Origin of the sequence: Cupriavidus sp. NPDC089707 (genome assembly GCF_044748965.1) — a bacterium.
In the GTDB taxonomy this organism is placed as follows: domain Bacteria; phylum Pseudomonadota; class Gammaproteobacteria; order Burkholderiales; family Burkholderiaceae; genus Cupriavidus.
On the sequence record NZ_JBIVHB010000001.1, the window covers coordinates 1 to 21,407 of the forward strand.

A 21,407-nucleotide genomic window follows, 5' to 3' on the forward strand; every position below is an offset into this window, starting at 1 on the left:
TGAATGCGATGGCCAGAGACGGCGCAATGTGGGACCCGGCTAAGCATGTTCTGCCTTCCGTTACGCCTTGACTTTAAACACAGTTGCTCTCCCGCAAGCGGGAAAGGGGAGCAAACCGGCGCGAAGGCACAACTCACCGCCACATATTCCGCATCCGGCTGGCCAGATCCACCGGCGCCAGCGCCGGTTTCACCGTCCCTTCGCCAGGCATCGGCGGCGGCGGCCATGACCGGCTGTGGAAATTCGGCATCACGCGATTCGGAATGAATCGCGTACGCGACGCATACACATGCCGGTCGCCAAATCCCACCTGCTGGTGCACGTAGAACCGCTGCGGCACGATGACGTCCAGATGATCCTTGGCCCGCGTCATCGCCACATACATCAGCCGCCGTTCTTCCTCGATCTCTTCCGTCGTGCCCGTCGCCAGGTCGCTCGGCATGCAGCCATCGACGGCATTCAGCACATACACCGCCTTCCACTCCTGCCCCTTGGCCGAGTGGATGGTCGACAGGATCAGGTAGTCCTCGTCGCGCGAAGGCACGCCGGATTCATCGCTCGACGCACTGGGCGGGTCCAGCGTCAGTTCGGTCAGGAAGCGCTCGCGCGCGCCGTAGGTGGCGGCGATGCGTTCCAGTTGCTGCAGGTCGGCCTGGCGCGCTGCGGCGTCGTCGTGCAGGCGTTCGAGGTGCGGCGTGTACCAGGCCAGCACCTGCTCGAATTCCGAAGGCCACGGCGAGGCCGGCGCCATCAGCGCGCGCGCCAGCGTCAGCAGGTCGGCCCACGCGGGTGCGGCGGCCGGCGGCGGTTCGAATTCCTGCAGCGAGAACAGCGGCTCGGTGGCCAGCGCCAGCGCATCGAGCACGCGTGCCGCGGTCTTGGGGCCGATGCCCGGCAGCAGTTGCAGCGTGCGAAAGCCTGCCATGCGGTCGCGCGGGTTTTCCAGCCAGCGCACCACGGCCAGCACGTCCTTCACGTGCGTCGATTCCAGGAACTTGAGCCCGCCGAACTTCACGAACGGGATGTTGCGGCGCGCCAGTTCGATCTCCACCTGCGCGCTGTGGTCGGCGGCACGGAACAGCACCGCTTGCGCCATCAGCGCCAGGCCGGCCTCGCGCCGCGCCAGCACCTGCTCGACCACGTAGCGCGCCTGGGCGGCCTCGTCGTTGACGACGATGATGCCGGGCTTCTCGGCTGACAGCCGCTCGGACCAGAGATCCTTGGTATAGCGCTCGGCCGCCAGTCCGATCACGGCGTTGGCGGCCTGCAGGATCGGCTGCGTCGAGCGGTAGTTCTGCGACAGCGTCACCTGCTGCGCGGGCGGCGTGAACTGCTGCGGAAAATCGAGGATATTGCGCACGGTCGCGCCGCGGAACGCGTAGATCGACTGCGCATCGTCGCCGACCACGGTCAGGCCGCGGCCATCGGGCCGCATCGCCAGCAGGATCGACGCCTGCAGCGCGTTGGTGTCCTGGTATTCGTCGACCAGGATATGGTCGAAGCGCGCGCCAATGTCCTGCGCGATGGCCGGTTCGGCCATGGCCTGCGCCCAGTACAGCAGCAGGTCGTCGTAATCGAGCACGTGCTGCTTCTGCTTGGCCTCGACATAGCCGGCAAACAGCGCGCGCAGCGCATCGGCCCACATCGCGTAGCGCGGGAACTGCTGCTTGAGCACGTCCTCCAGCGGCGCCTGCGTGTTGACCACGCGCGAGTAGATCGACAGGCAGGTCTCTTTCTTGGGGAAGCGGCTGGCGGTCTCGGACAGGCCCAGGTCGTGGCGCACCACGTGCATCAGGTCGGCCGCATCGCCGCGGTCGCTGATCGTGAAGGCGGGCGACAGGCCCAGCGTCTCGGCGTATTCGCGCAGCAGGCGCGCGCCGATGGCATGGAAGGTGCCCGACCATTGCATCGCCGCGCGGCCCGCGCCGGTCTGCGTGCCCAGCGCCTGGTCGACGATGCGCTCGACGCGCCGGCCCATTTCGGCGGCGGCGCGGCGCGAGAAGGTCAGCAGCAGGATGCGGCGCGGATCGGCGCCGCCCAGCACCAGGTGCGCGACCCGGTGCGCCAGCGTGTTGGTCTTGCCCGATCCCGCGCCGGCGATGACCAGCAGCGGCCCGTCGCTGCCATGCTCTACCGCGGCGCGCTGCTCCGGGTTGAGTCTTGACAGGTAGGTGGGGCCTTTGTCGGCCGCATCGGGGGCAAGGGCGGATTCAAGATCCGCGGCGGGGGCAAGGTCCAGTGACACAGGCAGCAAAGAGGATTGGGCTGGCAAAAAAGCTGGCGCTAACTGTATATCCATACAGCCCGGCAGTGCAAGCCGCTTCGCGCGGGATCGGGCACGAACCAACAAAAAAGGTGCTCGATGAGCACCTTTTCCTGAATGTTGCGGGCGACAGCGTTACGCAGACTTTGCCAGCGCGCCGTCCAGCAGCTTGTGCAGCGCATCCCACTCGGGCTCGCCCACATAGCGCTTGAGGATGCGTCCGTCCTTGTCGACCACGAAGGTGGTCGGCGTCAGCTGCACATTGCCGAAGGCCCTAGCAGCGGAGCCATCCGAATCCATCGCGACTTTGAATGGCAGCCCACGCGTTTTGGCGTAGTTCATCACGTACATCGGCGGATCATAGTTCATCGCCACGGCGACGAACTCCAGCCCCTTGCCCTTGAACTGCTCGTAGGTCTTGACCATGTCGGGCATTTCCTTGATGCAGGTGGCGCAGCTGGTGGCCCAGAAATTGACCAGGTAGACCTTGCCCTTCAGGTCGGCGGTGCTGAGCTTTTCCCCCGACAGCAGCGTGAACGTGGCGGCCGGCGCGGCATTGGCCGGCGCCAGCGCGCGGTAGCCAAACCAGCCCAGCAGCGCCAGCACGACGACGGCGGCGACGATGGGCCAGGGCTTGCGGGAGGACTCGGCGGAAGCGGAAGTGGTCATGGGAAGGGGGAAGGCGGAAGGCGGGAAAGCGAATTCTCTTCGGGCAATGCCACATTCTAATGCCGCAGGCGCCGCCGTGCTGCCCGGAGTGTACTGCGGCAATCTGCCGCGATGCCGGCGCCGCGGCGCGGTTCAGCGCCGGGTGGCGATGGCGGCGCGTGCCTGGTCCAGCGCCTGCTCCAGGTAGGCGCCGTAGAAATCGGGCTGCATGCCGCGCAGCGGACTGGCGGCGGCGCGGCCCTGCCGATCGAGGAACAGCACCGTCGGCGCCACCCGCACCTGGTGCGCCCGCGCCCAGTCGCGCGCGGTGGTCACGCTGCCGTCGGCATCGCGCAGCGGCGTGGCGGCGGTCAGGTCCAGCTCGCGCACCGCGATTTCGCCGGCGGCGGCCTGCGGGCCGAGATAGTTGCGGCGCACCGCGTCGCAATAGCCGCATCCCGGCATCGACACCAGCACCACCAGCGGCTCGCCGCGCCGCGCGGCCTCTGCACCGTGCGCGGCCAGGTCGGTGGCGGCAGGCAGGTGCGCCGTGCCCGCGGCCTGCGCCGTGCCGGCGGCCGTTGCCAGCAGCGCGCAGGCGGCCACACGGAACAGGGCGGTCCGGGCTGGTACGGCGAGGCGGGGCAGGGCGGGAGCAGGCATGCGGTCAGGAAAAAGCTGTCAGGCGGCGCACCATGCACCGGGACGCCGCTTCCGCGATAATACCGGTTTCCGCCCGAAGGCGACGGCGGCCGCCAGAGCCGCTCCATGGCCTGCGCGCGCTGTCCGCCACACGCTTCCCCATGCGTCCTCTTTCGCCCCCGTCGAGCCCTGCCGCTGCCACCCGCAGTCTGGCCCGCAGTCCCATGTTGCGCCGCGCCGCCGCATGCGTAGCGCTGGCGCTCTGCGCCTGTTCGCCCCGCTATGACTGGCGCACGATCCAGTCCGGCGAGGGCGCCTATGCCGCGCTCTACCCCGGCAAGCCCAGCAGCGCCGCTCGCGATGTCACCATCGCCGGCCGCAAGCTGCCGATGACGATGGATGCCGCGCGCGTCGACGACACGCTGTTCGCCGTGGGCGTGGTCACGCTGCCCGCCGACGACGAAGCGCTGCGGCGCGAGGCGTTGGCGGCGATGCAGGCGGGCCTGCTGGCCAATCTGGGCACGGCGTCGGGCGAGCCGCCGCGCACGCGACCGGTCACGATCACGACCGCCGACAAGCCGGGGCGGCCGCTTGCCGGCGTGGAAATGCAGGCCAGCGGCGTGTCGCCGCAGGACCAGTCGCCACGGCGGCTGACCGCGCGGCTGGTGGCGGTGGGCACGCGTGCCTACCAGGCGGTGGTGCTGGAGTCCGGCGACGCCGCGCGCAACCAGCGCCAGGCCGAGCAGGTGGAGCAGTTCCTCGGCGGCTTCCATCCGTTCTGACGTCCCGAAAGGCGCCGCAGGAAAACAGGGTTTGCGCCGAGGCCGCGTCAGTGCGGCGGCGGCAATTGTCGTCAAAGGAGAATCGAAATGCGTTGGGAAGTGTGGCTGGCTTATTTCGCCGCGTGCTGGGTGATTGCGGTGTCGCCGGGATCGGGGGCGGTGCTGTCGATGAGCCACGGCCTGTCGTATGGCCTGCGCAAGACCACCACCACCATCTTCGGGCTGCAGACCGGGTTGGTGATCGTGCTGCTGGTGGCCGGCGGCGGGCTGGGCGCGCTGCTGCTGGCTTCAGAGCAGGCCTTCATGGTGGTGAAGACCGTCGGCGCGCTGTACCTGATCTACCTGGGCTTGCAGCAGTGGCGCGCGAAGGTGCAAAGCAGCGAGGGTGCCAGCGAGGGCCCCGCACGCGTGGCCGTGATGAGCCCACGCCGGCGTTTCGCCACCGGCCTGCTGACCAACGTGACCAATCCCAAGGGCATCATCTTCATGGTCGCAGTGCTGCCGCAGTTTATCGACCCCAACCACCCGCTCGCGCCGCAGCTTGCGATCCTGGCGCTGACCATGTGCTGCGTCGACCTGGTGGTGATGCACGGCTACGCGCTGCTGGCCTCGCGCATGCAGGGCCTGTTCCGCAACGCCCGCGCGGTGCGCTGGCAGAACCGCTTCTTCGGCAGCGTGCTGATGGCGGTTGGCGCCGCGCTGTTTTTCGTGCGCCGGCAGCACGCCTGAGCCGCAGCACTGGCGCGTGCGCGCCGGGTTTGCTTCAATGAGGGGGTGCCCCCGGTCACGGAGATCCCCCATATGCCCGTTTCGCCGAACCCCCGCGCCGGCGCGCGCGTGATGCCGCGCCATACCGTGCCCCCGGTGGAGGAACCGTTGCCACCTGGCGTGCCGCCTGACTTGCCCCTGCCGCCAGAAGAGGACCCGATCCCGCCGCCGGTCGAACCGCCCGTTGCCGCACCTTACCGCTGAAACTACTGCTTCAGTTCGTAGCAGCCGTTCAGGCAGTACCCGTCGGTCAGCTCGACCGGCTCGTCGCCATTGTGTAGCCGGTGCGCCGCGCGATGCCGCAGCGGCTAGCCCGCGGCGTTTTCAGGCGCGCGGCCAATCCTTCGCCGGCGATGACGGCGCGCAGCACCGGCTTGCCGATCGGTCAGAGGCAGCCGGGCCGGCCTGGCGATTCTTTCCCCTCCTGCAATTGGCGCGCCAAGGCCTGCCCCGGCGTGGCGCGGCGGCGCTCGAAATGCACGCTTGTCACACTGGGCGCAAAGTATGACTTGTCGAAGTTGTCGAAGCGCACATTGCTGTACGGCACGTCGAGTCAGTTCGCCGGTGATGTGGAGAGGACTGCCATGAAAGGAAACATCCTGACGCCTGCCGGCTGGGTTCTCGGCGAGATCCACGCCGGCCCGGACGGACGGATCGAGCGCATCGACGGCGTGTCCGCCACGCCAAAGGGCAACGATGCTCCGTATGTGCTGCCGGGGTTTGTCGACCTGCTTAACCACGGCGGCGGCGGCAAGGACTTCATGGACGGTGAGGCAGCGGTCCCGGCGATCCTGCGCACACACGTGCGCTTCGGCACTACCAGCCTGCTGGGCAGCACCATGACCGCTCCGCCGGAGGTGCTGCTGCCGGCACTGCAGGGGCTGGAGCGTGCCAGCCGCGGGCGGCCGCCCGGCGCGGCGCGCATGCTCGGGGTGCATCTGGAGGGGCCGTATATCAATCCCGGCAAGCTCGGCGCGCAGCCCGACGCATCGGCAATCGCCACGCCGGGTCAGCTGGAGCAGTATCTGGACGCGGCGCCGATCCGCGTGGTCACGCTGGCGCCTGAACTGCCTGGCCACCTTGACATCATCCGCACGCTGGCCGCGCGCGGCGTGCGCGTGCAGCTGGGCCATACGCTGGGCTCGTATGAGGACGCGGTCGCCGCGCTCGAGGCCGGCGCGTCTGGTTTTACCCACCTGTTCAACGCCATGACGCCGCTGCAGCACCGCGCGCCGGGCATGGTCGCGGCGGCGCTGGCGCATGCCGAATTCGCCGAGTTGATCCCGGACCTGCTGCATGTGCATCCCGGTGCCATCCGCGCCGCTTTGCGCGCGATCCCGCGGCTGTATGCGGTGACCGATGCCACCGCCGCGGTGGGCATGCCGGACGGCGTGTACCACCTCGGCAGCCAGACCGTCTACAAGTTGGACGGCAGCGTGCGGCTGGCCGATGGCACGCTGGCCGGCAGCGTACTGACGATGGACCAGGCGCTGCGCAATTTCGTGGCGATCGGACTCGACCTGGCGGATGCCGCCCGGCGCGTGTCGCTGTATCCGGCGCAGTACCTTGGCTTGACCGACCGTGGCGCGCTCGCCGCTGGCTGCTGGGCCGACGTGGTCGTGCTGGACCGCGCGCTGTCGGTGCGCAGCGTGCATGTCGAAGGAGAATGCTGTGTCGGCAACGATTGAAGAAGCGCATAGCGCGCCCGCGAAGGTCGCAGCGCAGCTGGCCCGATGCCGCGCGGCATCAATCCTGATCAGTCGCAATTCCTGCGCAAGGTGACCGTGACACGCTGAGCCTTTCCCATTCCGCCGATGCCCCCCGCATGCAAGGAGCCCGCCATGCAATCCACCCGTTCCGCCTCTTCCTTCGGCAGCGCCGACCCGCGGCCGCTGGATCTCGTCATCTTCGGCGGCGCCGGCGACCTGTCGGCGCGCAAACTGCTGCCTTCGCTGTATATGTGCCATCGCGACGGCAACCTGCCCGACGGCACCCGTATCATCGGCGTCGGCCGCCATCCGTGGAATGCCGACGCCTTCGTCCACTTCGCCGACGAGAGCGCGCAGGGCTTTGTCGATGCGCGCTATCTCGATCCGGTCAAGTGGCAGGCCTTCCTGCAGCGGCTCGACTACGTACGCCTGGATGCATCGCAGCCTGGCGACTATCCCGCGCTGGCCGCGCAGCTGCGCAACGACGCGCTGCGCATTTTTTACATGGCAATGCCGCCGGGGCTGTTCGCCGCGACCTGCGACAACCTCGCCGGCCATAGACTGATCGCCGACGACTCGCGCCTGGTGCTGGAGAAACCGCTGGGCGTTGACCTGGCCTCCGCGATCTCTATTGGCGAAGTGGTCAGCCGCTACTTCAGCGAAGACCGCACCTACCGCATCGACCATTACCTCGGCAAGGAAACGGTGCAGAACCTGATGGCGCTGCGCTTCGGGAATTCGATCTTCGAGCCGCTGTGGCGCGCGCCGTTCGTATGCAGCGTGCAGATCACCGTGGCCGAGACGGTCGGCGTGGGCTCGCGCGGCGGCTTCTATGACGAGGCCGGGGCCATGCGCGACATGATCCAGAACCACCTGCTGCAACTGGTCAGCATCCTGGCGATGGAGCCGCCCGCATCGCTCAACTCGGACGCCGTGCGCGACGAGAAGCTCAAGGTCTTGCGCTCATTGCGCCCGATGTCGCCCGAGGACGTGCGCCGCAATACCGTGCGCGGCCAGTACACCGCGGGTGCCATCGGCGGCGAGCTGGTGCGCGGCTACCTGCAGGAAGACGGCATCCCGGCGGACAGCCGCACCGAGACCTTCGTCGCGATGCGCGCGGAGCTGAGTACCTGGCGCTGGAACAAGGTGCCGTTCTACCTGCGCACCGGCAAGCGCATGCAGGAACGGGTGACCGAAGTGGTGATCCAGTTTGCCGGCGTGCCGCACTCGATCTTCGATCCCGGCAGCACGCTGCGCGCCAACCGCATGGTGATCCGGCTGCAGCCGGAGGAGTCGGTGCGGCTGATGCTGATGGTCAAGCAACCGGGCGAAGGCATGAAGCTCAAGCCGCTGAGCCTGGCGCTGGACCTGGACTCGGCCTTCACCACGCGGCGCGCCGAGGCCTATGAGCGGCTGCTGCTCGACGTGATCCGCGGCCGGCTGGCGTTGTTCGTGCGGCACGACGAACTGCAGGCCGCATGGACCTGGGTCGACCCGATCCTGGAGGCGTGGCGGCAGCAGGACGAAGGGCCGCGGCCTTATACCTCAGGCACATGGGGACCGGCGGCGTCGTCGGCATTCATGGCGCGCGAGGGCGTGCAGTGGTCGGAGGAAGCTTGATCGGGCGGACGGTGTGGGTGGGCACGCAGCAAGGCCCGGCGCATGCCAGTGCCGCTTTGCTGCTCGCCTAGCCTGACACTGTCCGCAACGCGCGCCGGTACTGGATTGCCTCGGCCACGTGCCCGGCGGTCGGCACCGCCGCGCCTTCCAGGTCGGCAATCGTGCGCGCCACCTTCAGCACGCGGAAGTACGAGCGTGCCGACCACGCCAGCCGCGTCATCGCCCCGCGCAGCAGCGCCTGTGCCTGCGGCTCCGGCACGCAGTGCTGCTCGATCTCGCGCCCGCCCAGCTCGCTATTGGGCTTGCCTTGCCGCGTCAGCTGCAGCATGCGCGCCGCCAGCACGCGCTCGCGTACCGTGGCGCTGGGTTCGCCGGGCGGGCCGTCGAGCATCTCGCCCTGGTCCTGGGCGGGTACTTCGATCTGCAGGTCGATCCGGTCGAGCATCGGCCCGGAAATGCGCGACTGGTAGCGGCGCACCTGGTCGGGGGTGCAGCGGCAGGGGCGGTCGGGATGGCCAAGGTAGCCGCACGGGCACGGATTCATCGCCGCCACGAACTGGAAGCACGCGGGAAAGTCGACGTGCCCGTTGGCACGCGAGATGGTGATGCGCCCGGACTCCAGCGGCTCGCGCAGGACTTCGAGTACCCGGCGGTCGAATTCTGGTAACTCATCCAGGAACAGGACGCCGTGGTGCGCCAGCGAGATCTCGCCCGGCCGCGGATTGCCGCCGCCGCCGACCATGGCCGGGCCCGACGCGGTGTGGTGCGGCGCGCGGCAGGGCCGCTGGCCCCACAGCGCGGTATGGAAGCCGCCCGGCGTCAGGCTCATGACCGCGGCGGATTCCAGTGCCTCCTGCAGCGACATCGGCGGCAGCAGGCCCGGCAGCCGCTGCGCCAGCATCGACTTGCCGGTGCCGGGCGGGCCGACCAGCAGGGCCGAGTGCCGGCCGGCGGCTGCCAGTTCCATGGCGCGGCGCGCCTGCGCCTGGCCGCGAACATCGCGCATGTCGGGGCCGCTGGCGATTGATTCCGGCAGCGCGGCGGGGACGGCACGCGGCAGACGGGCGTCGGACCGGGCGCCGAGGTGGTCGCATACCTCGCGCAACGTGACGGCGGCGTGGACCGCCAGGTCTTCGATCAATGCCGCTTCGGGACCGTTGTCGCGGGCCACCAGGAAAGCGCGTGGGCCGGCGCCGGCAGCGTGGCGCGCGGCGTTATCCTGCGCCAGGCCCATCGCCATGGCCAACGCGCCACGCACCGGCCGCAGTTCGCCGGACAGGGACAGCTCGGCGGCGAATTCATGGTGGTCGAGCGCATCGGCGGGAATCTGGCCGCTGGCGGCCAGGATGCCCAGCGCGATCGCCAGGTCGAAGCGGCCGGACTCTTTGGGTAAATCGGCCGGGGCCAGGTTGACGGTGATGCGGCGGTTGGGGAACTCGTAGCCGCTGTTGAGGATGGCGGCGCGCACGCGCTCGCGGCTCTCGCGTACGCCGGTGTCGGCCAGGCCGACGATCATGAATACCGGCAGGCCGTTGGCCAGGTGGGTTTCGACGCGCACCGGCGGCGCCGCTATGCCAGTCAGCGCCCGGCTGCCCAGGACGGCGAGGCTCATGCCGGGCCTCCCACGAAGTCGGACTGTCTCCGATTTGTTAACGAAAAAGGCCGCCAGGATTGGCGGCCTTCAGACAGGCTGGTGAAGCGATGCCTGACCGGCGGCCTCATGCGCCTCCGGTCGAGTCCACCGCACCGGCGCCCGGCGGGATCCCGGCACGGCGCTCCAGCTCGGCCACGCGGGCCTCGAGTTCCTCGAGCCGCGAGCGCGTGCGGGCCAGCACCTGCGACTGGACGTCGAATTCCTCGCGGGTGACCAGGTCGAGCCGGGCGAAGCCCTGCGTCATCATGCTGCGCACGTTCTTCTCGATATCCCTTGCCGGCGAATTGCGCAGCGCCTCGCTGACCTTGTTCTGCAGGTCGTTGAAGAGATCGGTCGGTTTCATGGTTTCTCCTTTGTGCACCTGACTGGTGCCAATCCCGGTGGGCATCTGGCGTATAGCGCGCTTTCGCACAGGTTTTGGGCGCCCCCAATGCGGGCGGAACCCCGTGGCAGGGCCGCACGCAGCCACCGTCAGGACTCGATTATCGCCCGTGCGGCACGTGGACGAAAGCTCCGGCGTGCCCGCCTTTACACCTTTTAACGTGATTTGCCTTTGGTGAAAGGCAGATTCAAGCGTGGATTGGGTCACCGCGGTTCACTGCGACGGTGGGACGCCTGCCTGCGCCGGGAACTTTTCAAACGGCTGGCACGGCAGTTGCAGTAGTGATGCCGCCTGCCTCACCGAAATTCAAATAAACGAAATCCGAGCCACAAGGAAAAGGAGAAAAAATCCATGAAGAAGTTGGCCCTTGCAGTCAGCGCGGTCGTCCTGTCCAGCGCCGCCGCCACCGCCGTCGCGCAGAGCACCGACGCGGCCCCGGCGCCCGCTGCCGAGCCGGCATCGCCGCACACCTTTACGGCCAACGTATCGCTGGTCTCTGATTACCGCTATCGCGGCATCAGCCAGACCAACCTGCGTCCGGCCATTCAGGGCGGCTTCGACTACGCGCATGAGAGCGGCTTCTACGTGGGCAACTGGAACTCGAGCATCAGCTGGCTCGAGGACGCCAATCCGGCCGTGTCGGCGCCGGTCGAGATGGACTTCTATGGCGGCTTCAAGAACACGTTCAAGGTGTCGGGCGTGGAACTGAGCTACGACCTGGGCGTGCTCGAGTACTACTACCCGGGCGGCTACAACAACCCGCGCCCGTACACCACCGAGCTGTATGCCGGCATCGGCTGGGGTCCGGTGTTCCTGAAGTACTCGCACTCGGTCACCAACCTGTTCGGCTGGGCCGACAGCAAGAACAGCTACTACGTCGACCTGACCGCCAACGTGCCGCTGAATTTCTGGGACCTGACGCTGAACGCGCACGTCGGCTACCAGGGCGTCAAGCACAACAGCGACGCGTCGTACACCGACTGGAAGATCGGCCTGACCAAGGACCTGGGCAAGGGCTTCGCGCTGGCGGTGGCCTATGTCGACACCAACGCCAAGGAAGTGGCGTACACCAGCGTCAACCGTGGCCGCTACCTCGGCAAGGCGACGGCCTGGGCCTCGATCACCAAGACTTTCTAATCACCGCTGCAGGCCGGGCAGGCTGAAGCAGGCCTGCCCCAAGGAGAATCCGGATGAAACTCATCATCGCAGTCATCAAGCCGTTCAAGCTCGACGAAGTGCGCGAAGCACTGTCGGACGTAGGCGTGTCCGGCATCACCGTCACCGAAGTGAAAGGCTTCGGCCGCCAGAAGGGCCATACCGAGCTCTACCGCGGCGCCGAGTACATCGTCGACTTCCTGCCCAAAGTGAAGATCGAGGTGGCGGTGCCCGACGACGTGGTCGAGCGCGCCATCGAGGCGGTCGAGAAATCGGCCCGCACCGGCAAGATCGGCGACGGCAAGATCTTCGTGGCACCGATCGAGCAGGTCATCCGCATCCGCACCGGCGAGACCGGCGGCGACGCCCTGTGACCCAAGACAGCATAGAGACAGAGGTTAATCACATGAAAACCTGGATCAAGCGATTCCTGACGGCGGGCGCAATGGCGCTGGCCATCGGCACGGCCGGCGTGGGCATGTCCGCGCCGGCCGCCGCACAGGACAAGCCGGCGCCGGAGGCTTCGGCCCCGGCCGCCTCGGCGGCCCCCGCTCCCGCTCCTGCCGCCGCTGCGGCGGCACCCGCGCCCGCTGCCGCCCCCGCGGCGGCGGCCCCGGCCGCTCCAGCCGAAGCCGCCGCCGCACCGGCAGCCCCGCAGCCCAACAAGGGCGACGTGGCCTGGCTGCTGGTGGCCACCGCCTTCGTCATCCTGATGACGCTGCCGGGCCTGGCGCTGTTCTATGGCGGCCTGGTGCGTTCCAAGAACATGCTGTCGGTGCTGATGCAATGCCTGGTGATCTTCTCGCTGGTGGCGCTGCTGTGGGCGATCTACGGCTACAGCTTCGCCTTCACCGAGGGCAACGCCTTCTTCGGCGGCACCGACCGGCTCTTCATGAAGGGCCTGACGGTGGAAGCCATGGCGGCCACCTTCAGCAAGGGCGTGGTGATCCCGGAACTGGGCTTCTTCGCCTTCCAGTGCGCCTTCGCCTGCATCACCTGCGGCCTGATCATCGGCGCCTTCGCCGAGCGCGCCAAGTTCTCGGCCGTGCTGGTGTTCGTGGTGCTGTGGTTCACCTTCGCCTACATCCCGATGGCGCACATGGTCTGGTTCTGGCCGGGTCCTGACGCCTACACCGACGCTGCCGCCGGCGCTGCCGCGACGGCCAAGTCGGGCTGGCTGTTCCAGAAGGGCGCGCTCGACTACGCGGGCGGCACCGTGGTGCACATCAATGCCGCCGTGGCGGGCCTGGTAGGTGCGTACCTGTTCGGCAAGCGCATCGGCTTCGGCCGCGAGGCGATCCGTCCGCACAGCCTGACCTTCACCATGGTCGGTGCCTCGCTGCTGTGGTTCGGCTGGTTTGGCTTCAACGCCGGCTCGGGTCTGGAGGCCAGCGCCGGTGCCGCCCTGGCCTTCGTCAACACCCTCCTGGCGACTTGCGCCGCGGTGCTGTCGTGGACCTTCGGTGAGTGGATCGGCAAGGGCAAGCCGTCGATGCTGGGCGGCGCCTCGGGCGCGGTGGCCGGCCTGGTGGCAATCACCCCCGCAGCCGGCTTCGTCGGCCCGATGGGCTCGATCGTGATGGGGCTGGTGGCTGGCCTGCTGTGCCTCTGGGGCGTGAGCGGCCTGAAGCGCATGCTGGGCATGGACGACTCGCTGGACGTGTTCGGCGTGCACGGCGTGGGCGGCATCGTGGGCGCGCTGCTGACCGGCGTGTTCGCGGCGCCGAGCCTGGGCGGCACCGGCATCTACGACTATGTGGCCAACAAGGTGGCGGAAGACTATTCGATTGCCGGCCAGTTGTGGATCCAGTTCGAGGGCGTGCTGACCACGGTGGTGTGGTCGGGCATCGTGTCCTTCGTGGCCTACAAGCTGGTGGACATGCTGATCGGCCTGCGGGTGCCGGAAGACGAAGAGCGCGAGGGCCTGGATATCACCTCGCACGGCGAGACCGCGTATGAAGCCTGATCGCAAAGGTGTTGTGCTGGAGAGCTGATTGGGAATCGTCTCTCAGGAGTTTTGCCCGGCCGCGTGCCGGGCTTTTTTCCTTGTCTTATCAAGCGGGCATTATGACCGGACGCAACGCTATCCCGGACCGCAAGGCGGCGGGCCGGAGAAAACTCGCAAAAGGCGCCAGCCCAATGCCGGCGCGGGCTGGCGGCCGATCTCCCCGGCACGCGTGCGGGCTTTTCGCAAAGTGCTTAACTCCGATCTTAAAAAGCTTCAATTGTCTTTAATGTGCGGGGCACATACATTGCCAGTGAGGCAGTTTCCTCCACCTGCAGAACGCTCCCCGTATCTGTCAGGCCATTTAAAAGCGCGGCGATGCCGCGCTTTTTTTTGCCCGCTGCCATTGGCCTTTCCCCGGCCCTTTATTTCCCACGCGGCGTCCCCATATCGTTATCCCCTTATGCCATGGCCTGCATATCCTTATCAGGGGGGTGCCAGCGCCTGTTTGGCCGTTCCTCTACAATCGGGGCGAACGATAAAGACGATCTATAGGATGGATATGGTCCCGCATCTCATCACCGCGCTGAACGGTCCTCTGCTCGAACTGGAGAAGAAGGTCCTGGACGCCACCCCGTCGATCGAGCGCTGGTTCAGGCTGGAATGGCAGGAACATACGCCTCCGTTCTATTGTTCGGTGGACCTGCGCAACGCTGGCTTCAAGCTGGCGCCGGTCGACACCAACCTGTTTCCGGGCGGCTTCAACAACCTGGCCCCGGAAATGCTGCCGCTGGCCGTGCAGGCGGCGATGGCGGCGATCGAGAAGATCTGCCCCGATGCCAAGAACTTGCTGCTGATTCCGGAACGTCACACGCGCAACATGTTCTACCTGCAGAACGTGGCGCGGCTGTCGCTGATCATGCGCCAGGCCGGGCTGAATGTGCGCCTGGGCTCGCTGTCCGAGGAAATCACCGAGCCGACCCCGATCGAGCTGCCCGACGGCCAGACCCTGGTGGTCGAGCCACTGGCGCGCCTGGGCACCAAGGGCCGCCGGCTGGGGCTGAAGGACTTCGATCCCTGTTCGATCCTGCTGAACAATGACCTGTCGGCCGGGATCCCGCCGATCCTGGAAAACATCAACGAGCAGTACCTGCTGCCGCCGCTGCATGCCGGCTGGTCGACCCGCCGCAAGACCAGCCACTTTGCCGCCTATGACGAGGTGGCAAAGAAGTTCGCCAAGCTGATCGACATCGACCAGTGGATGGTCAACCCGTACTTTGCCCGCTGCACCGGCGTGGATTTCCACGAGCGCGTGGGCGAGGAAGAGCTGGCCGACGCGGTCGAGGGCGTGCTGAAGAAGATCGCCAAGAAGTACCGCGAGTACGGTATCAAGGAAACGCCGTACGTGGTGGTCAAGGCGGATGCCGGCACCTACGGCATGGGCATCATGACCGTGCGCGACCCGTCCGAGGTCAAGGGCCTGAACCGGAAAGAGCGCAACAAGATGAGCGTCGTCAAGGAAGGCCTCGAGGTCAGCGACGTCATCATCCAGGAAGGCGTGCATACCTTCGAGAAGGTCAACGAGGCGGTGGCCGAACCGGTGGTCTACATGATCGACCGCTACGTGGTGGGCGGCTTCTACCGCGTGCACACCGGCCGCGGCAACGATGAAAACCTGAACGCCCCGGGCATGCATTTCGTGCCGCTGGCGTTCGCCCCCAACGGCATCCCTGACAGCCATGCCAAGCCGGGCGCGGCGGTGCCGAACCGCTTCTATATGTACGGCGTGGTGGCGCGGCTGGCGCTGCTGGCGGCGTCGATCGAACTTGAAAAGACTGACCCGAACCCGATCCTGTGACGAGCCCTGACGAGTCCTGACTGATGCGCATCCTCTTCATCACCGATCCGCTGGAGACCTTCAAGACCTACAAGGACTCCACCTACGCCATGATGACCGAGGCCGCCGCGCGCGGCCACGAGCTGTACTGGTGCCTGCAGCCGCAGCTGTGCCTGTCGGGCAGCACCGTCGAGACGCTGGCCACGCGCCTGCACCTGACGGGTGACGACAAGGTCTGGTACCGCGAAGGCAACAGCGCGCTGGAGCCGCTGTCGGCCTTCGACGCGGTGCTGATGCGCAAGGACCCGCCGTTCGACATGGAGTACGTCACCAGCACCTGGTTGCTGGAGCTGGCCGAGCAGCAGGGCGCGCGCGTCTTCAACAAGCCGCGCGCGATCCGCGACCATTCCGAGAAGCTGGCGATCGCCCAGCATCCGGAATTCATCACGCCGACGCTGGTCACGCGCGACCTGGCGCGTATCCGCGATTTTCATGCGGAGCACCGCGACATCATCGTCAAGCCGCTCGACGGCATGGGCGGCATGGGCGTGTTCCGGGTGGGCGCGGACGGCATGAACCTTGCCGCCATTGTCGAGACGCTGGGCCAGGACGGTGCTCGCACCCTGATGGTGCAGCGCTATATCCCGGCGATCAAGGACGGTGACAAGCGCATCCTGCTGATCGGCGGCGTGCCGGTGCCGTATTCGCTGGCGCGCGTGCCGATGGCCGGCGAAGTGCGCGGCAACCTGGCCGCCGGCGGCAGCGGCCGCGCGCAGGAGCTGAGCCAGCGCGACCGCGAGATTGCCGAGGCGCTGGCGCCAGGGCTGTGGGAGCAGGGCCTGCTGCTGGTGGGCCTGGATGTGATCGGCGACTACCTGACGGAAGTCAATGTGACGAGTCCGACCTGCTTCCAGGAAATCACCCAGCAGACCGGGTTCCACGTCGCGGCGATGTTCATCGACGCGCTGGAACACGCCGTGGGTGCCGCCGGCAGCTGACCGGCAACCATTCCGGCTGGCAGCGGGAGCGCGGGGGGCCGCCTGCTACAATCTGGGCAATCCAACGGATTCACCATCATGGCAGGCATCCTGATCATCGCGCACACCCCGCTGGCTTCGGCCTTGCGCGATTGCGCCGCCCACGTCTACTGCGGCCAGCCGCAGCGGCTGGAAGCCATCGACGTCCTTCCCGACGCGGACCCCGCCGCGGTGCTGGCCGAGGCCAGGCGCCGCCTGGCCGCCGTTTGCGAAGACAACGGCGCGCTGGTCCTGACCGATATCTTTGGCGCGACCCCGGCCAATATCGCCGCGCGCCTGGCCGAGCCGGGCCGCGTGCGCGTGCTGGCCGGCGTCAATCTCCCCATGCTCGTGCGCGCCATCTGCTACCGCACCGAAAAGCTCGACCAGCTCGTCAACAAGGCGCTCGCGGGCGGCTCACAGGGCGTGCTGCAGGTCGGCACCACCACCGTACAGAACCAAACCGCCAACCATCCCGACAAATATGCTGCAGAGGGACACCACCATCATCAATAAGCTCGGACTGCATGCACGCGCGTCCGCAAAGCTGACTCAGCTCGCAGGCAGCTTCGTCAGCCAGGTCAAGATGTCCCGCAACGGGCGCCAGGTCGATGCCAAGAGCATCATGGGCGTGATGATGCTGGCGGCCGGCATCGGCTCCACGGTGACCCTCGAGACCGACGGGCCCGACGAGCAGGAAGCCATGGACGCGTTGCTGGCGCTGATCGCCAACCGGTTTGGTGAGGGGGAGTGAGGCCGGCGGCCCCGATCCCGCAACTCCGAATTCTTAAACGTTCCTGACGGAGCGGTACATGCCTTTCGCCCTGCACGGCATCCCGGTCTCGCGCGGCGTCGCCATCGGGCGCGCGCACCTGCTCGCGCCCGCGGCGCTGGACGTGTCGCACTACCTGGTCGATGAAGACCAACTCGATGCCGAGGTCGAGCGGCTGCGCTCCGCTCGCGCCGCGGTGCGCGCGGAACTGGCGGCGCTCAAGCGCGACCTGCCGCGCGACGCGCCCGAGGAGATGGGCGCCTTCCTTGACGTGCACGCGATGATCCTCGATGACGAGGCGCTGGCACGCGAACCCGAGGCGCTGATCCGGGGCCGCCGCTACAACGCAGAGTGGGCACTCACCACGCGGCTCGAAGAACTGATGCGCCAGTTCGACGAGATCGAGGACGAATACCTGCGCGAGCGCAAGGCCGATATCCAGCAGGTGGTCGAGCGCATCCTGAAGGCGCTGGCCGGCGCCCCCGTGCTGGTGCCCGCGCCGGTGCCGGCACTGGCGGCGGACGGCGAGCCGGCGCCGGGCGTGATCGTGGTGGCCCACGACATCGCCCCGGCCGACATGCTGCAGTTCCGCCACACCGTGTTCCACGGCTTCGTTACCGACCTGGGCGGGCGCACCTCGCACACCGCCATCGTCGCGCGCAGCCTGGACATCCCGGCCGCGGTGGGGGTGCAGAGTGCGAGCGAGCTGATCCGCCAGGACGACTGGATCATCCTCGACGGCGATGCCGGCCTGGTGATCGTCGACCCGACCGCCATCATCCTCGAGGAATACCGCCACCGGCAGAGCGAGCGTGCTCTGGAGAAGAAGCGCCTGCAGCGGCTGCGCCATACCCCGGCGGTGACGCTGGACGGGCTCGAGATCGAGCTGCTGGCCAATATCGAGATGGCCGAGGACGCCGGCGCCGCGCTGTCTGCGGGCGCGGTGGGCGTCGGCCTGTTCCGTTCCGAGTTCCTGTTCATGAACCGGCGTGGCGATTTGCCGGACGAGGAAGAGCAGTTCCAGGCCTACCGCGGCGCGGTGGATGCCATGCACGGGCTGCCGGTGACCATCCGCACCATCGATATCGGCGCGGACAAGCCGCTCGACGGCCGCGACGGACGCGATGGCCGCGGCGACGGGCGGGGCGATGACTTCGAGACGGCGCTGAACCCGGCGCTGGGGCTGCGCGCGATCCGCTGGTCGCTGTCGGAGCCGACCATGTTCCTGACCCAGTTGCGGGCGCTGCTGCGCGCCTCGGCCTTCGGCCCGGTGCGGCTGCTGGTGCCGATGCTGGCGCACGCCAGCGAGATCGACCAGACCCTGGCGCTGATCGCCAAGGCCAAGCGCCAGCTGGACGAGCGTGGCGAGCCGTACGACCCCGGCATGAAGGTCGGCGCCATGATCGAGATCCCGGCGGCGGTGCTGCTGCTGCCGTTGTTCCTGCGCAAGATGGATTTCCTGTCCATCGGCACCAACGACCTGATCCAGTACACACTGGCGATCGACCGCGCCGACAATGCCGTGGCGCACCTGTTCGATCCGCTGCACCCGGCCGTGCTGCAGCTGGTGGCGCGCACCATCCGCGAGGCCAACCGCGCCGGCGTTCCGGTGGCCGTGTGCGGCGAAATGGCGGGCGATCCTTCCATGACGCGGCTGCTGCTGGGCATGGGCCTGCGCGAATTCTCGATGCACCCGGCGCAGTTGCTGCGGGTCAAGCAGGAAATCCTGCATGCCAATTGCCAGCACCTCGAGCCTCTGGTCGACCAGGTGCTCAATGCCTATGATCCCGAGGACCTCGCGGCCGCGCTGAGCCAGATCGCCAGACCCTGACAACACCAGGGTTTTCTAAGCGGCAAGGTGGCAAACAAGGCACTTAACTGGATCAATGAGTGCCGCTTCCGCCGCCTTCTTTTCACGCCTCATGCAGTTTGCCGATCCGATGTGCAGAGACGTTCCCATGGTGCTAATGGGAATTGTTATCATTTTCGATCTCTGATATTCTGACGTTCATTCGCAGTGGCATGCCGGTGCCACGCGCCCCAACGGAGGGATTTGTGTACGTCTGCATCTGCAACCAGATCACCGATCGTGAGATCCACGGTGCCGCTCACCTGGGCATCGAGACCCTCGACGAACTGGCCGAGACGCTTGGCGTCGGCACGTGTTGCGGACGCTGCCGCGACTGCGCGCAGCAAGTGTTGCAGGAGGGTGTCGCAGCGGTGCGCAACGTTACCGTGGCCACGCTCGCCAGCATCCAGGTTGTGGAGATTTCTTCCTGTTCCGTGTCGGCCCCATGTACCATAATGGACACTCGGGACCCGGCAGTCGCGAACGACCAGCGCAAGGCGTTGGTTGCCTGAACGCGCCTATGTGAACTGAAAGTCAGTTCGCGGCGCGTTTTGCGCATTTCTATTCTCACCGACTGCACGCGGCGCCAATGGCGCCGCTTCGTGTTTTTGCGCGGGCCCGATGCAACAGGAGCCGCCAATGAAAGGTGACAAGAAGGTCATCCAGCATCTGAACGCCCAGCTCAAGAACGAGCTGACCGCGATCAACCAGTATTTCCTCCACGCTCGCATGTATCGCCACTGGGGCCTGAAAAAGCTCGGTGACGTCGAGTACAAGGAGTCGATCGGCGAAATGAAGCACGCCGACCGCCTGATCGACCGCATCCTGATGCTGGACGGCCTGCCCAACCTGCAGGACCTGCACAAGCTGCTGCTGGGCGAAGACACGCCCGAGATGCTCAAGTGCGACCTGAAGCTGGAGCAGACCGCGCACCAGACCGTCAAGGAAGGCATTGCCTACTGCGAATCGGTCGGCGACTACGTCAGCCGCGAAATCCTGGTCGATATCCTCACCGACACCGAGGAACACATCGAATACCTGGAAACGCAGCTGGACCTGATCGACAAGGTCGGCCTGCAGAACTACCTGCAGTCGCAGATGGAGCCGGGCGAGCAGTAAGCCGTCCGTCCCAGGCGCGGCCGCCGCTGCAGTATGCTGCAAAGGCGGCCAGTCCCACCGCGCGGCGCCACCCGGCGCTGCCACGTTGTCCGGCTGCAGGCAGTAACCCTTCTCATTCCAATTCCTTTCTTCATCCAGGCGTGCCTGGCCGGGTAGTGGCTCCTCCCCGGCCGGCGCGCTGCGACGGAGCCAGCTATGACCACCGGTCCAATCCGCCTGACGCAGTACAGCCACGGGGCTGGCTGCGGCTGCAAGATTTCCCCGAAAGTGCTCGATGTGATCCTCGCGGGCAGCGGTGCGCAGCACCTCGATCCGCGGCTGTGGGTCGGCAATGCCTCGCGCGACGATGCGGCGGTGTATGCGCTCGATGGCACGGATAGCGGCAGGGGCGTGGTGTCGACCACGGACTTCTTCATGCCCATCGTCGACGACCCGTTCGATTTCGGGCGCATCGCCGCCACCAATGCGATCAGCGATATCTATGCAATGGGTGGCGCCCCGCTGATGGCCATCGCCATCCTCGGCTGGCCAGTCAACGTGCTGCCGCCCGAGGTGGCGCGCGAGGTGGTGGCGGGCGGGCGCCGCGCCTGCGACGACGCAGGCATCCCGCTTGCCGGCGGACATTCGATCGATGCGCCGGAGCCGATCTTCGGGCTAGCCGTCACCGGCATCGTCGAGCACGCCCACATGAAGCGCAACGACACCGCTACGCCTGGCTGCCGGCTGTACCTGACCAAGCCGCTGGGCATCGGCGTGCTGACCACGGCCGAGAAGAAGGGCCTGCTGCGGACCGACAACCGCAATCTCGCGCGCGACTGGATGTGCGTGCTGAACCGTCCCGGCAGCGCCTTCGGACGCCTGCCCGGCGTGCGCGCGATGACCGACGTGACCGGCTTCGGGCTGCTCGGCCACCTGGTCGAGATGGCCGACGGCAGCGGACTGACCGCGCGGCTGGATTACGCCGCGGTGCCGGTGCTGGACGACGTGGTCGACTACATCGGCCAGGGCTGCGTGCCGGGCGGCACGCAGCGCAATTTCGACAGCTACGGCCACCGCATCACGCCGTTGACGGAGGTGCAGCGAGCAGTGCTGTGCGATCCGCAGACCAGCGGCGGGCTGCTGGTGGCGGTCGAGCTGGCCGGCGAAGCGGAGTTCGCGGCCGAATGCCAGCGCCTCGGCCTGTCGCTCGCGCCCATCGGAGAAATGGTGGCACGTGCCGCGCTGGCCGTGGAGGTCGCCTGAGGCC

22 protein-coding genes are annotated in these 21,407 nt (G+C 67.3%); 16 read left to right on the forward strand and 6 right to left on the reverse strand.

What is annotated here, in order from left to right; translation table 11 throughout:
- Window positions 1-133: 133 nt before the first annotated feature.
- From ACIP1U_RS00005 to ACIP1U_RS00015, 3 genes are all read right to left on the reverse strand, one after another.
- Window positions 134-2,245 carry an ATP-dependent helicase gene (locus ACIP1U_RS00005; RefSeq protein ID WP_400311692.1) on the reverse strand — a complete coding sequence of 704 codons (2,112 nt, stop codon included), beginning with the start codon at window positions 2,243-2,245 and terminating at the stop codon, window positions 134-136.
- Between the two features lie 153 nt (window positions 2,246-2,398).
- On the reverse strand, window positions 2,399-2,932 hold the full coding sequence (locus tag ACIP1U_RS00010) for a TlpA disulfide reductase family protein (RefSeq protein ID WP_400310171.1): 534 nt from the start codon (window positions 2,930-2,932) through the stop codon (window positions 2,399-2,401).
- A gap of 132 nt (window positions 2,933-3,064) precedes the next feature.
- Window positions 3,065-3,574, reverse strand: a complete 510-nt coding sequence (locus ACIP1U_RS00015; RefSeq protein ID WP_400310174.1) for a SoxW family protein — start codon at window positions 3,572-3,574, stop codon at window positions 3,065-3,067.
- Window positions 3,575-3,714: 140 nt separating this feature from the next.
- Here ACIP1U_RS00015 and ACIP1U_RS00020 point away from each other — a divergent pair, with 140 nt between their 5' ends.
- From ACIP1U_RS00020 to zwf, 5 genes are all read left to right on the forward strand, one after another.
- Window positions 3,715-4,335 carry a hypothetical protein gene (locus tag ACIP1U_RS00020; protein WP_400310177.1) on the forward strand — a complete coding sequence of 207 codons (621 nt, stop codon included), beginning with the start codon at window positions 3,715-3,717 and terminating at the stop codon, window positions 4,333-4,335.
- Window positions 4,336-4,422: 87 nt separating this feature from the next.
- A complete protein-coding gene (locus tag ACIP1U_RS00025) occupies window positions 4,423-5,064 on the forward strand; it encodes a LysE family transporter (RefSeq protein ID WP_063236625.1) in 642 nt (213 codons plus the stop codon).
- A gap of 72 nt (window positions 5,065-5,136) precedes the next feature.
- Complete coding sequence (locus ACIP1U_RS00030) at window positions 5,137-5,307, forward strand: hypothetical protein (protein WP_400310181.1); 171 nt, start codon at window positions 5,137-5,139, stop codon at window positions 5,305-5,307.
- Between the two features lie 380 nt (window positions 5,308-5,687).
- Window positions 5,688-6,791 (forward strand): N-acetylglucosamine-6-phosphate deacetylase, encoded by a 1,104-nt coding sequence (nagA, locus tag ACIP1U_RS00035; protein ID WP_400310184.1) that lies wholly within the window; start codon window positions 5,688-5,690, stop codon window positions 6,789-6,791.
- A 153-nt stretch (window positions 6,792-6,944) separates the two neighbouring features.
- Entirely contained in the window at window positions 6,945-8,432 is a 1,488-nt protein-coding gene (gene zwf / locus ACIP1U_RS00040; RefSeq protein ID WP_400310186.1) for a glucose-6-phosphate dehydrogenase, read from the forward strand.
- 67 nt (window positions 8,433-8,499) lie between these two features.
- On the opposite strand, the gene ACIP1U_RS00045 is transcribed toward zwf, so the two are convergent.
- Together ACIP1U_RS00045 and ACIP1U_RS00050 are read right to left on the reverse strand one after the other, a co-directional pair.
- Window positions 8,500-10,044: a YifB family Mg chelatase-like AAA ATPase gene (locus tag ACIP1U_RS00045; RefSeq protein WP_400310189.1), complete on the reverse strand. Its 1,545-nt coding sequence runs from the start codon at window positions 10,042-10,044 to the stop codon at window positions 8,500-8,502.
- Window positions 10,045-10,150: 106 nt separating this feature from the next.
- Window positions 10,151-10,429, reverse strand: coding sequence for an accessory factor UbiK family protein (locus ACIP1U_RS00050; protein ID WP_029046713.1), 279 nt, complete (start codon window positions 10,427-10,429; stop codon window positions 10,151-10,153).
- A 390-nt stretch (window positions 10,430-10,819) separates the two neighbouring features.
- On the opposite strand from ACIP1U_RS00050, the gene ACIP1U_RS00055 reads away from it, so the two are divergent.
- From ACIP1U_RS00055 to ACIP1U_RS00065, 3 genes are read left to right on the forward strand one after another with little or no spacing between them, the layout of a single operon-like run.
- Window positions 10,820-11,605 carry a TorF family putative porin gene (locus tag ACIP1U_RS00055; RefSeq protein ID WP_400310193.1) on the forward strand — a complete coding sequence of 262 codons (786 nt, stop codon included), beginning with the start codon at window positions 10,820-10,822 and terminating at the stop codon, window positions 11,603-11,605.
- 53 nt (window positions 11,606-11,658) lie between these two features.
- Complete coding sequence (locus tag ACIP1U_RS00060) at window positions 11,659-11,997, forward strand: P-II family nitrogen regulator (RefSeq protein ID WP_010814843.1); 339 nt, start codon at window positions 11,659-11,661, stop codon at window positions 11,995-11,997.
- A 32-nt stretch (window positions 11,998-12,029) separates the two neighbouring features.
- Window positions 12,030-13,589 carry an ammonium transporter gene (locus ACIP1U_RS00065; RefSeq protein WP_400310199.1) on the forward strand — a complete coding sequence of 520 codons (1,560 nt, stop codon included), beginning with the start codon at window positions 12,030-12,032 and terminating at the stop codon, window positions 13,587-13,589.
- 245 nt (window positions 13,590-13,834) lie between these two features.
- Here ACIP1U_RS00065 and ACIP1U_RS00070 read toward each other — a convergent pair whose 3' ends face one another.
- Complete coding sequence (locus ACIP1U_RS00070; RefSeq protein WP_400310202.1) at window positions 13,835-13,975, reverse strand: hypothetical protein; 141 nt, start codon at window positions 13,973-13,975, stop codon at window positions 13,835-13,837.
- A 155-nt stretch (window positions 13,976-14,130) separates the two neighbouring features.
- On the opposite strand from ACIP1U_RS00070, the gene gshA reads away from it, so the two are divergent.
- The 8 genes from gshA (at window position 14,131) to selD (ending at window position 21,403) form a co-directional block, all read left to right on the forward strand.
- A complete protein-coding gene (gene gshA, locus ACIP1U_RS00075) occupies window positions 14,131-15,426 on the forward strand; it encodes a glutamate--cysteine ligase (RefSeq protein WP_400310204.1) in 1,296 nt (431 codons plus the stop codon).
- Between the two features lie 23 nt (window positions 15,427-15,449).
- Window positions 15,450-16,403 carry a glutathione synthase gene (gshB, locus tag ACIP1U_RS00080; RefSeq protein ID WP_400310207.1) on the forward strand — a complete coding sequence of 318 codons (954 nt, stop codon included), beginning with the start codon at window positions 15,450-15,452 and terminating at the stop codon, window positions 16,401-16,403.
- A gap of 78 nt (window positions 16,404-16,481) precedes the next feature.
- On the forward strand, window positions 16,482-16,937 hold the full coding sequence (locus ACIP1U_RS00085; protein ID WP_063236634.1) for a PTS sugar transporter subunit IIA: 456 nt from the start codon (window positions 16,482-16,484) through the stop codon (window positions 16,935-16,937).
- Window positions 16,906-17,175 (forward strand): HPr family phosphocarrier protein, encoded by a 270-nt coding sequence (locus ACIP1U_RS00090; RefSeq protein ID WP_029046719.1) that lies wholly within the window; start codon window positions 16,906-16,908, stop codon window positions 17,173-17,175. The genes ACIP1U_RS00085 and ACIP1U_RS00090 overlap by 32 nt, the downstream gene beginning before the upstream one ends.
- Window positions 17,176-17,233: 58 nt before the next feature.
- Complete coding sequence (ptsP, locus tag ACIP1U_RS00095; protein ID WP_400310211.1) at window positions 17,234-19,024, forward strand: phosphoenolpyruvate--protein phosphotransferase; 1,791 nt, start codon at window positions 17,234-17,236, stop codon at window positions 19,022-19,024.
- A 224-nt stretch (window positions 19,025-19,248) separates the two neighbouring features.
- On the forward strand, window positions 19,249-19,554 hold the full coding sequence (locus tag ACIP1U_RS00100; protein ID WP_400310213.1) for a bacterioferritin-associated ferredoxin: 306 nt from the start codon (window positions 19,249-19,251) through the stop codon (window positions 19,552-19,554).
- 127 nt (window positions 19,555-19,681) lie between these two features.
- Window positions 19,682-20,161: a bacterioferritin gene (gene bfr, locus ACIP1U_RS00105; protein WP_061957256.1), complete on the forward strand. Its 480-nt coding sequence runs from the start codon at window positions 19,682-19,684 to the stop codon at window positions 20,159-20,161.
- 195 nt (window positions 20,162-20,356) lie between these two features.
- Window positions 20,357-21,403 carry a selenide, water dikinase SelD gene (selD, locus tag ACIP1U_RS00110; protein WP_400310215.1) on the forward strand — a complete coding sequence of 349 codons (1,047 nt, stop codon included), beginning with the start codon at window positions 20,357-20,359 and terminating at the stop codon, window positions 21,401-21,403.
- The last annotated feature ends 4 nt before the right edge of the window (window positions 21,404-21,407 follow it).